The organism is Lentilactobacillus parafarraginis DSM 18390 = JCM 14109, assembly GCF_001435895.1.
In the GTDB taxonomy this organism is placed as follows: Bacteria; Bacillota; Bacilli; order Lactobacillales; family Lactobacillaceae; genus Lentilactobacillus; species Lentilactobacillus parafarraginis.
This window is the reverse complement of the sequence record NZ_AZFZ01000071.1, coordinates 1-10,091: the sequence shown is the minus strand read 5'-3', so window position 1 is coordinate 10,091 and position 10,091 is coordinate 1. Positions and strand designations below refer to the sequence as shown.

Here is a 10,091-nt window from a genome sequence, read left to right as displayed (position 1 = left end):
TTTTTAGTACCAAAACTTGACGTAGGAGCACTTTCATATGCCGTGGTAGCACAAAATCAAAATCAAAGTTCCGCAATTTATATTCACCAATCTGGTTAATTTCACCATAACTAATGATATTGGTTTGCTTGTCGTCTGTTTCGTACTTAATGCTGACTTCAGCCGGATTAACCGGCAATTCAAACGTTTTATTCTTACCATAGGTAATATAGAAGCCCATATGAGTACTTTTAGACATTTTACTCATTACCTTCCACCCCCAAACGGTTCCGCTGACGGTTGACTAAATAATTTTCAAACTGTTGAACCAAACTTTCCAAATCTTGTTGAGAATTACCCTGGCTATTAATTTGAATTGCTCCTTTGGCAATTGTAATTGTGGAAGAATTGTTGGACTGTGAGGAACGATTAACGGATTGACCAGATGTCAGGATTGTCTGTAGCTGTTCAGGAGAAGTAGTTGGTGTACTTTGATCACTCAGGGTACTATTAATCGTCATCCCTTGGCCTAAGACAGATTTCATATGAGCAGCATTAATTGCTGAATTTGCTAAACTTGTTCCCGAACTGGCAACTAAAGCATTGGTTTGATTCATTCCAATTGCTAAACCTTGACCCATATAACTACCAATTTCTGCAAATACTTTTGATGGCGAATGTACTTTAGCAGCAGCACGAGCTGCTTTATCAGCCGCGGCTGCTAATCGACTGGCGGCAGCCTCTACAGCACCAACTTGTGAATTCATCCCAGCAGCCAAACCAGCACCAATCGCCGCACCCGCTGACCGCATTGCTCCAGCACCAGCACGGGCAGCAGCGGCAGCATTATTAACTGCACTTCTTACCGCACTGGTTATTTGAGCGCCCCCAGATCGAGCGGCACTAACTGAAGCAGTCATTCCTGAACGCACAGCACCAATTACTCCAGCCAGTGAAGGACGATTGACATGTGGTGCCGGAATAGTTCCCAAATGCGGTAATGTCGGTGTAGGCACTTTCGGCCTAGCCACCGTTACGTGCATGGTTGGCATTTTTGGCATAATTGGAGTTGGCACTTTAGGACGAGCTACATTAACATGCATTGTTTGACCTTTAGGCATCACTGGCGTTGGAACTTTCGGAGTTGCCACCTTTGCCTTAATTGGTGTGTTGGTTGCTTGCGCTTGCAATTTAGCTAAAGGATTCCCGGTTGTACTCGTATCTGCTTGAACCTTAGCTTTAATCGGATTACTTGCTGCCTGTGATTGTAACTGACTAAAAACGTTACCAGTTGGCAATTTAGGAGCTTCAACTTTTGGACGAATCGGATTACTAGAAGCTTGTGATTGAAGTTGACTAAATATATTACTTGTTGGTAAAGCTGTCGGTGCTTCAATTTTAGTTCTAATTGGTTTAGCCGCTTGAGTCTGCAATTGTGTTAATGAAGTTAAAGCTTCCGATACATTGCCAGTCGCATTAACTTTAATGTTGCTGGTCTTGGCTTTGGTATCAGAAGCAGTACTTCCTAACTTGCTTAAGGCAGAAATAACCGCATCAACTGTATTATGCGAACCGATATGCGATAAGGCACTTCCAATTCCCGAAACATCGTCTTTAGCGGCACTCATAGCACTAGCCGCTTTACTAAAATTACCTGTTATAGCATAACCAACGGCACCTAAGGTGTTAACTACAGCTCCTAGTGCGTGTACAACCACCATAGCGGCAGAACCAATTGTTATCAAACTATCGGCAAGAGCTGCAAACCCTAAGGCAGCTCCAGCAATTACACCAATTCCAATGGTTTGAAAGATCGCTGATAAAGCTGGACCTAATGGAGCCAATGCAGCCAGCATTTGTTGTGCGGCACTAACGATCGGTGCAAAAGCACTAGCAATCCCAGACACTACACTACGGAATCCCATGAAGTCAGTTGCCCAAGCTGCTACTGCAGCAACTATAATTGCTGTGATTCCTAATATGATAGCTCCAACTGGTGAAAATGCAGCAGCTATCATTGCTGGTAAACTTTGGATAAATGATAATCCTTTACTAAGCCCTTGGGTTGCATTAGCAAAAGCATTTATGCCTGCTCCGGCTGCTATCATAATTCCACCAATTAATTTGAAACCGGCAAAAGCACCAACAATCGCTAAAATTTCGCCAGGTGACAGCCGTCCCAAAGCATTAGATAACATTGTAGCCGCATTTGCTGCTACGGCAATCCCAGCACCACTAATTGAGCCTAACGTTTGTGCCAAATTACCACCAGAAGCATGGTTTAATTTGCTAGTTATATTTCCGATTGCATTTCCAATTGAACTAAACGTATTCTTAATTGCTCCAATCGCTCCACTGCTAGCGAAGCCACTGAAGAAATCCTTGACCGCGTTACCAGCAGTTGTTAAAGCACTCACTACACCTTTTGCGAAGCTAACTAATCCTGGAATCATTTTATCAAAATTAATGTTACCAATTTTATCGGTTAAAGAGCTAATGGCTCTTATTCCAACCTTACTGGTACTGTCAAAAGCATTTTGCAGTTTATTAGCTAGAGTTTCTCGTAACCCATCTGCTGCTTGGCCCACAGTTTTATATTGCGTGGCTAATTTAGTAAAGTTGGCATTAGTTCCTGTTTTAGCAATGGCATTGAAAAACTTTTGTGTTGAAATTTTTCCAGCCTGAACATCTTTAACTAATTGACCAGTGCTTTCATGCATAGTCTTTGCCACGGCCGCCATTCCGGCTGGTGTTTGTTCAAGCATTAACCGGAAATCTTGCCACTGAATTTTAGGCTTAGCCGCCGCTTGAACTGATTGTTGCATTAAGGTCTTCATGGCTTGTTGAGGATCAGAAGCGGCAGCAGCTAAGCCACCCATTCCTTTAACTAATCCCAGTGTATTTTTAGTTCCAACCGCTGCAAATTGTGAGTAGGCACTAGCCATATCGGAAGCACTATAAATGGTTTGTTGGGCAAATTTTTGCAAACTTCCACGAGTAGCTGTAATCGAACTCTGGGATTTTCCTAACATGCTCATATTACCGTTAAAAGTTTGCCATGCGGCGCTACTGCTATTCAATTCACTTAGCATACTGTGCATGCCTGTTCCAATCAAGCTTAGCCCTTTAGTAATACCGGTTCCTACTAAATTAGCACCCAACACATTTTTAAATATGTTACCAGATTGAGCAGTACGACCTTTCAAGCGGTTCATGGCATTTCCAGCTGTTGTTAACCTTGAGGCCAAATTAGTTAACGGAGAACTAAATCCATCAATAATCTTGATGGTTGCACTGATTGTTGTCATCTAAACACCTCCCTACTAAAAAGGACGCCAGCTATTTTTTAGCTCGCGCCCTTCGTTTTTCTTCTCTTGCTTGTTGTTCTTCTGCTTTAATTCTCAAATCGATACCCGCAATTATAACTGCGCGTTCCCGATTACTTAAAGCAGTCCATTGTTTTGGTAACCAATGGTAATGGTGCATTGCATACAAATAGTATCCAATATCCGAATCTTCTTCGGATTGAATTATTTTTTTGCTTCATCAACCAAGCTTGTTAAATCTTCAGCATCAAAACCTGATAAGGTTTGTACTTTCTCAGCCAACTCACCATATTGTCCAGCTAGCAGCATCTTACGTAACAGTTTACCGGGATTTGCAACCACGCCCCAACTCTTTTGCAGTTGAGCGTTGTTAAGATCCGGTACCACAATTGAAGAAACAATTAAATCATCACTAATAGCATCAGCATCTGAATCAACCGTAACTGTTCGTGTTTGTTTGTTTAAAACCTTTCGAGTATGCCGTTTCTGAATCTCTTTTAGTTCAGTTGCAGTTAATGATTTAATAACAAAGGGTGATTTAAACCCTTTGAATTCAATCTCTTCTGTTTCTGGTTCGTTATCAACATTTTCTAGTAAAAAATCATTTAAGTTTTCTGTCACTTTAGTTACACTCCTCTAATTAAACTTTAAATTTACCATCAAACTCTTGAACCAAGTCAATCTCTTCAAATGTGAAGTCAGACTCCCATTGCATAACATCATCATCTGCTTTGAAATCAACGATCGGCACATCATCCAAATTAACTTGTCCTAAATGAATGGTTTGCTTACCAGCCTCACTGGTTTTATCCTCAATATTGAAGACCAGATCCATATAAAGGTCAGCTTGCTCGTCAGTATAGGGAATCCCATATTTCGCCCAAATTGAATTAATCAGATAACCACCCAAGGTACCGGTGCCTTCCACAGAAGTTACCTTTTTCTTCTTCCAATGGTTCCCTAAGACTTGAACATCTTCTTTGTTCTTTTCCAGCTTGACGGTCAGTTCATTACATTCAATTAACGGAATGTTTTGCCCATTAATAGTTAAATAGACAGTCGCGTCTTTGGTGGAAATTGTATCACGGCCATTTAATACTTCACCTAATGTTGTTGCCATTATCGATTACCTCCTTAGTAAACCTTAATTGTCATGTACAGTTTTTCCATTGAATCAACCGAAGTAACGGCAATGTTAACCAACACTGAATCTTTGTCGTCACCTTGAGCAACGGTAATATCGTCATTATCGAAGCTATTGATTGTGCCATTACCCACCAAACTATTCAGATAACTAATACGGTTAGCTTTGAATAGGTCACGACCGGTATCATTATTAGTTACTTTGCCAATAAACTGTTGTTCAAAGACATCATGAGTATTCATAGCAATCTCATCTAAAGCACGAACAACTCGATTTTTCGAGAAGTCCTGGGTCTTCCCGTCAGGAATTGTAACTAGACTGTTAATATCTTGTTCAAAGACAACTGAACCATCACGCTTACGAGTAAATACTAGTTGACCAGCATTAAGAGCTTTAATAGTAGTTTCGTTGTTATAACGTGGCAATACATCCACAGCATCAGGATAGTCACTATAGGTCAATGATTCGTTAGGCTGTGCCGCCGATTCGGCTCCAGCGACATATCCGGCTGCGGTAGTAGCATCTAATTCTGATCCATCACTCAAGATTACTCCTTGGGGAACTAAAGTTACCGCTTCGTAATCAGGACTAGTTTGACCGGTAGCAAATGGAATCACAGCTCGAACTTTATAGCCTTCTTTTTCACGAATGCGTTTTACGGTTTGAGCAACAAGTGCATGAATTGTGCTGGTAACTTCAAAACCTGCCGTTGTAACAACTGCATATGCTTCATTTTCCAACGCGTCATCTAAAAGTGTTGTTACATCAACTGTTTCAGTAGTGCCACCTTGCAACGTAAATGTATGGGAACCAGTAAACTTAGTTAATGGGTTATCTTCGTCAACAGATTCACCAGTAAAGTCCGCTCCGCCTTGAGTTACCGTTGCCTTGGGATTAGTCACTGATGTTTGACCAGCCTGATAAGTGTAAGCTGCCTCAACATAAGCGTTAGCTGGTAAGTTAGCAGCTAACGACTGACGAATTGAAGTTGTATCAACCACCGTTGTTCCTGCTAAGGTTGTTACTGTAAACAACGGATCGTCGGAAGTGTCATTGGGATCTTTTTCAACAACCACCGATAAGCTGTTACCGAATGCCCCTGGATATTTAGCAGTAAATGTCCATGGGATGAGATCATCGCTCACGGAAGCTTTCTTGCCACCGTTATTATTCAGATAAAGAACCTTGGTAGCACCTTTGAAAGTCTCACGTAAAACAGGATAATCATCTAATGAATTAATCCCCAGTGCTTGACGGAAATCCGAATCAATCGTTAATGGTGTCACACCTGGTTGGCCCCAATTCAAATCTTTAGATCCAACTAATAATGTAGTTCCTAAAGTACTATCGCTAGTCGCCGGCTTAATACCAACCACATTGATATATGCTCCAGGACGCCGTTTGTTTTGTGTAGTCCATGTTCCACCTGCCATTTAAAAAGCCTCCTTAAATTTTCGAACTAAATTTTTAGCTTGGATCAGCGAATATTGCCGATCATCATTTAAAACAATTGTCAAAATGTCACGTTCAATCGGAGTGAATCCGGTTGAGGTGATTAATGCTTGCTTACTATACAAATTCACGCCTCCTTGTGCGTAATTGTTGGATCGTAATTCTCCATTTTAGTATCTAAGTCTTCGGGATAAGCTCGAAGATTAACCATAAATGTCATTGTTAGTGCTCCATCCACCTCTTCGAACTCTCGGATTCGAATAGTGGCAAACTCGTCTAACGATAGGAAACGATCCAACAAGTTTTCTTCCATCTGTTCCATATCAGCTTCTGGATGATCAGTTTGAGGAAAATAAACTAATTGATAGTGATAACTGCGGTTCTGCCGTTGAAACAGTTCCGGTTTAACCGTGGATGTAATTCTGTGTATAAAAAAAGACGGTTCTTTAAATCCGCCTGATTGCTGTTCCCGATAAATTGGCATATTCGGAAATAAGCTATTCAGTTGATCAGCAATTCGATTTACAATATCCATCAACCGAATAACCCCCTTAATGCTTTGTCAAAGATTGGCTGCCAGATTTCTGGGAACTCACCTTGAATTTCCACAACGGTCTTCTTTAAAAAGAATTGGCCATTGACCCAGCCTTTACCACCACGAGTACGATGACCATTTTCAACGAATGGCGCATACTCAACATTGTTCTCTAATGTAAAGGAAAAGCCGGCACCACCATAGTTCATTCCGGAGGTTGACCAACCACCTCGCAAGTTACCGGTGTCGACTGGAGTCCTAGCTTTCACTTTACGGGTTGATTCAGCCGCTAGCTTACGCATTCCATTACCGACATCATGCACAATTTCCTTGGCTTCTACTTTATTACCAACCCGTTTTACAAAGGTTTGAAACTGAGCGTCATCAATACGCATGAAACTTGCCATTAGGATTCCTCCTTTGCTTTTTCGTTACGAATCAAAGCAACCTCCTGATGTGAAATGTAGCCGGTATAGGCTTTACCAGATTGCTTGTATTCAATTGTCCTACCATTAACGTCTGTGGCGTATACTTTACAGCCAGCCGGAATATCAATCCCCGTCCGAATATACATCACCACATCGTACTCATCCGTACCAAAATCTTTCTGATCAGACGGTTTAAGTGACTTCCGTGAAATTTTGGCTGGTTCATTATCCACAATCGTTACGGGTTCGGTATCAGTGATGGATCCATGCTTGACCTCTTTAACACCGGTAATTTTCACTCGATCAAACCAGAGCGTTGGTAAAACTTCACCCATTTGCTTAAAAGCATCCTGTAAAGTCATCACCACTTCACCACCCGAAAGTTATTAAGCTGAGCCAAATAGTTATCGGTTAATGAATTCACCCCTTGAAGCGTAGCATAAACGTCAGCTGGTGATTTAAATGATACCGTCGTATCACCTTCATTAATTGAATTAACTGATGTCGTGACTCCACCACCCAGAAAGTTATGGGTGGTAATTAATTGAACACATAAGGCGATAATCGTATGATCTAACGCTTCAGGTAGTTCTGGAATTGCCAAATGCGTGTAATTTGCCACATCGTTAATAACTTTCTCCAAGGTAAATTCAACAATAGCATCGTACCCCGCATTATTTTGACTGTTTGGCATTAACAATTTAACTTTGGTTAGCAACTCATCCAATCGTGGGTGTTGCTCCATTTAAATCACGTCCTTAACTCGCAGCAGCAATTACCAGATGTAAAGTAGCTTTCTTAGTTGAATCGGCATGAGAAGCGATCGTAATATCAACTTCGCCGACTTTAACAGCTGTTACTAATCCCTTATCATCAACCGTAGCTAAGGTTTTATCAGCTGAGTCATAAGTTAGTACCTTATCAGTTGCATTATCGGGTTCAACGTTGGCTAGGATTTGGTGAGTGTCACCAACTTTAAGATCTAAAGGAGTATCTGTTGTAAGCGTCACACCCGTTACGTTTACTGTCGGTGCTGTTGGTGTTGCATGATTACTTGCACCCGTTGCCCCGATATCTGACTTACCATAAGCATTAACCGCCACAACTGCCAAAGTATACTCTGTACCATTAACTAAATCAGGTACATCAACACTTAATGTTTTATTGTCAACTGTTTGAACCGGAGATGCCGGCCAATTTTCCGAGGCCTTTTTTGCCCATATCTCGTACCCAGTTGCACCATCAATAGCCGCGTAGGTTACCGTAACTTTACCGTCACCCGCTTTTAAACTAACTTGTGGTACTCCCGGAGGATGTAATGATAAAACACCTGGAACATCTACTTTATCCGATTCAGTTTTGTCTCCAGTATCATAAAAACTTTCTTTAAAAGTGCCTGCTGGATAATCCCCTTCTGGTAAATCCGCGTGCACAGATGTTTTACCAGCATCACCAGTCGCAATCAATTTATCACCTTGATAAACCTTTAATTGTTGTTTTGTTCGATTTGCCAATTTAATAGCCTTCTTTCTTTAAGTTTAGTTCCCACTAAAGGTAGCCCCACCTTTGTCAGCCACCGCTTTGGTATCGGCGGGGCTTACGGTTTTGGGGTTGGTGCGGGTGCTACAACAAATTGGATGCCTTTAGTTTTGGTCTTAAGCAACAAAACGTCATCGTATGATTGTTCGTAGTACAAATAGTTACCACTATTAGCAGCGGATGGGGCATCAAAACCGACAAACGAATACTTCTGTGGCGCAATTTGGACACCGTTGTAAATTAAGAACATTTGGATTTGTTGAGCAGTGTCAACGGTCTTTGAACCTACCGAGAAGTCAAAAGCAGTTTGCATCAAATCAGATGGGACAACGTTAATAGTGACATCATCCAAGCTGTAAACTGTCCGTTGAACCTTGTTGGCATCTTTCAATACTAATGAACGATTAATTGATTCTGCTCGTTTCAAGATAGCATTAATAGCTGGAGTTACGTACAAAATACGATTGGTACCAGGGATTCGAGCTTCATCAAAATCAACCATCATTTGGTCAAAGGCTGTCAGAATGTTCTTCTCATCGAGGGTATCAGTTGTAATACCACCATCATTAGCTGCAACTTTTTCAGAATATAGCTTGCTAAACATCTGACGATCCATTTCAGGCATCTTTTCGTCTAAGTTAAATTGCTTAGTAATGTTAGCAATACTGATAACCATATTGGATTCATCCACATCAGATGGATCGACTAAGGTGCTCCAATAACGTTCATTAGTCAACTCGTAAGAATCCCAATCGTTACTATAGTTAGCAGCTGGTTGAGTAATTGTTCGACGGGCACGATCCTTACGTCCTTCATCAATAGTTAAACGAGGTACTTTGATATGCTTAGCACCATCAAATTTAATCACGTTGTTAGATGGTGAGTTCCATAAGTCTTGTGAGAACAGATGACCATCATAGAATGCTTGCTGAATCGCTTGTTGATAAGCTTCAGCATAGTTAATTGTTGCCATAAATTATTTCCTTCTTTCTTATTGTTTAAATGCGTCTACAAGTGTTTGAACTTCGTCTGTATCAGCAGAACCATTGCTACCTTTAGGATCATAATGGCCTTGCGTGCCTTTATCAAAAAGATAACCGTCAGATTCTTTAATGGAAGCTAGCTGATCGTCCAAGCCATCCAGTTTGCCATCATCAGTTAACTTAATCTTGTCCATATCTAGTAAAGCCTCGGCAGCTTTCGGATTGCGCACCTTAGCAGCAGTTAAAGCATTACTCAGGGCACTATTCAGCTTAGTTTGAGATAACTGTTGATTGAGAGTTTCGGTATCGGTCTTGTACTTATCCTGAAGGTCTGTAAACTGCTTGGATAGATCTTCATTGTCCTTAACCTGCTTCTGTAACCCCTTTAAGTCCTTATCCCGTTCGGTCAACTGAGTCTTCAGCGTATCGTTTTCCTGCTTAATTGCATCCACATCACCAAAACCCGACTTGGTTTTCTCGATGTCAGTACCATTCATTGACATAATCTTGTCAATTGCTTCTTCTGGTACATTTAAGTTCTTTAGTTCTTCTCGTTTCATAGTACATACATCCTTTCTCGCTAGATTTACGTGGGGCGGCCACGTTCAAGGTATAAAAAATAAGCAGTTTATTACGCTCATACTTAGGAGCAAGATTGAACATTATTTAATATCAGCTGAAACTTGAAAGTATGAAGACAGACTG

General features: G+C 41.1%; 12 protein-coding genes and 1 pseudogene. All 13 read right to left on the bottom strand.

Features of this window, described 5'->3' with window-relative positions; genetic code table 11:
* Positions 1–247: pseudogene (locus FD47_RS12445) on the bottom strand (hypothetical protein); the annotation flags it as partial.
* Positions 240–3,287: a tape measure protein gene (locus tag FD47_RS12440; protein ID WP_054736173.1), complete on the bottom strand. Its 3,048-nt coding sequence runs from the start codon at positions 3,285–3,287 to the stop codon at positions 240–242. The gene FD47_RS12440 and the pseudogene FD47_RS12445, both read right to left, overlap by 8 nt.
* Before the next feature lie 222 nt (positions 3,288–3,509).
* Entirely contained in the window at positions 3,510–3,926 is a 417-nt protein-coding gene (locus FD47_RS12435) for a phage tail assembly chaperone (protein ID WP_054736175.1), read from the bottom strand.
* Between the two features lie 19 nt (positions 3,927–3,945).
* Positions 3,946–4,425, bottom strand: coding sequence for a phage tail tube protein (locus tag FD47_RS12430; protein WP_054736177.1), 480 nt, complete (start codon positions 4,423–4,425; stop codon positions 3,946–3,948).
* A gap of 14 nt (positions 4,426–4,439) precedes the next feature.
* Complete coding sequence (locus FD47_RS12425; protein ID WP_054736178.1) at positions 4,440–5,882, bottom strand: phage tail sheath C-terminal domain-containing protein; 1,443 nt, start codon at positions 5,880–5,882, stop codon at positions 4,440–4,442.
* Entirely contained in the window at positions 5,883–6,026 is a 144-nt protein-coding gene (locus tag FD47_RS15380; protein ID WP_156319480.1) for a hypothetical protein, read from the bottom strand. It abuts the gene before it with no gap.
* 2 nt (positions 6,027–6,028) lie between these two features.
* Positions 6,029–6,436: a phage tail terminator family protein gene (locus tag FD47_RS12420; RefSeq protein WP_054736180.1), complete on the bottom strand. Its 408-nt coding sequence runs from the start codon at positions 6,434–6,436 to the stop codon at positions 6,029–6,031.
* Positions 6,436–6,843, bottom strand: coding sequence for an HK97 gp10 family phage protein (locus FD47_RS12415; RefSeq protein ID WP_054736182.1), 408 nt, complete (start codon positions 6,841–6,843; stop codon positions 6,436–6,438). The genes FD47_RS12420 and FD47_RS12415 overlap by 1 nt, the downstream gene beginning before the upstream one ends.
* On the bottom strand, positions 6,843–7,226 hold the full coding sequence (locus FD47_RS12410) for a hypothetical protein (protein ID WP_225352979.1): 384 nt from the start codon (positions 7,224–7,226) through the stop codon (positions 6,843–6,845). Before FD47_RS12410 ends, FD47_RS12415 begins: the two co-directional genes overlap by 1 nt.
* On the bottom strand, positions 7,226–7,609 hold the full coding sequence (locus tag FD47_RS15375) for a head-tail connector protein (RefSeq protein WP_056980751.1): 384 nt from the start codon (positions 7,607–7,609) through the stop codon (positions 7,226–7,228). Before FD47_RS15375 ends, FD47_RS12410 begins: the two co-directional genes overlap by 1 nt.
* A 13-nt stretch (positions 7,610–7,622) precedes the next feature.
* Positions 7,623–8,378: an Ig-like domain-containing protein gene (locus FD47_RS12400; RefSeq protein WP_054736186.1), complete on the bottom strand. Its 756-nt coding sequence runs from the start codon at positions 8,376–8,378 to the stop codon at positions 7,623–7,625.
* Between the two features lie 83 nt (positions 8,379–8,461).
* A complete protein-coding gene (locus FD47_RS12395; RefSeq protein ID WP_054736188.1) occupies positions 8,462–9,376 on the bottom strand; it encodes a hypothetical protein in 915 nt (304 codons plus the stop codon).
* 18 nt (positions 9,377–9,394) lie between these two features.
* Positions 9,395–9,946 carry a phage scaffolding protein gene (locus FD47_RS12390; protein ID WP_054736190.1) on the bottom strand — a complete coding sequence of 184 codons (552 nt, stop codon included), beginning with the start codon at positions 9,944–9,946 and terminating at the stop codon, positions 9,395–9,397.
* Between the last annotated feature and the right edge of the window lie 145 nt (positions 9,947–10,091).

Bases quoted from the DNA above. Each gene is read 5' to 3' on its own strand.
- FD47_RS12440 (WP_054736173.1), bottom strand. From the start codon at position 3,287: ATGACAACAATCAGTGCAACCATCAAGATTATTGATGGATTTAGTTCT.
- FD47_RS12430 (WP_054736177.1), bottom strand. From the start codon at position 4,425: ATGGCAACAACATTAGGTGAAGTATTAAATGGCCGTGATACAATTTCC.
- FD47_RS12425 (WP_054736178.1), bottom strand. From the start codon at position 5,882: ATGGCAGGTGGAACATGGACTACACAAAACAAACGGCGTCCTGGAGCA.
- FD47_RS12420 (WP_054736180.1), bottom strand. From the start codon at position 6,436: ATGGATATTGTAAATCGAATTGCTGATCAACTGAATAGCTTATTTCCG.
- FD47_RS12415 (WP_054736182.1), bottom strand. From the start codon at position 6,843: ATGGCAAGTTTCATGCGTATTGATGACGCTCAGTTTCAAACCTTTGTA.
- FD47_RS12410 (WP_225352979.1), bottom strand. From the start codon at position 7,226: ATGACTTTACAGGATGCTTTTAAGCAAATGGGTGAAGTTTTACCAACG.
- FD47_RS15375 (WP_056980751.1), bottom strand. From the start codon at position 7,609: ATGGAGCAACACCCACGATTGGATGAGTTGCTAACCAAAGTTAAATTG.
- FD47_RS12395 (WP_054736188.1), bottom strand. From the start codon at position 9,376: ATGGCAACAATTAACTATGCTGAAGCTTATCAACAAGCGATTCAGCAA.
- FD47_RS12390 (WP_054736190.1), bottom strand. From the start codon at position 9,946: ATGAAACGAGAAGAACTAAAGAACTTAAATGTACCAGAAGAAGCAATT.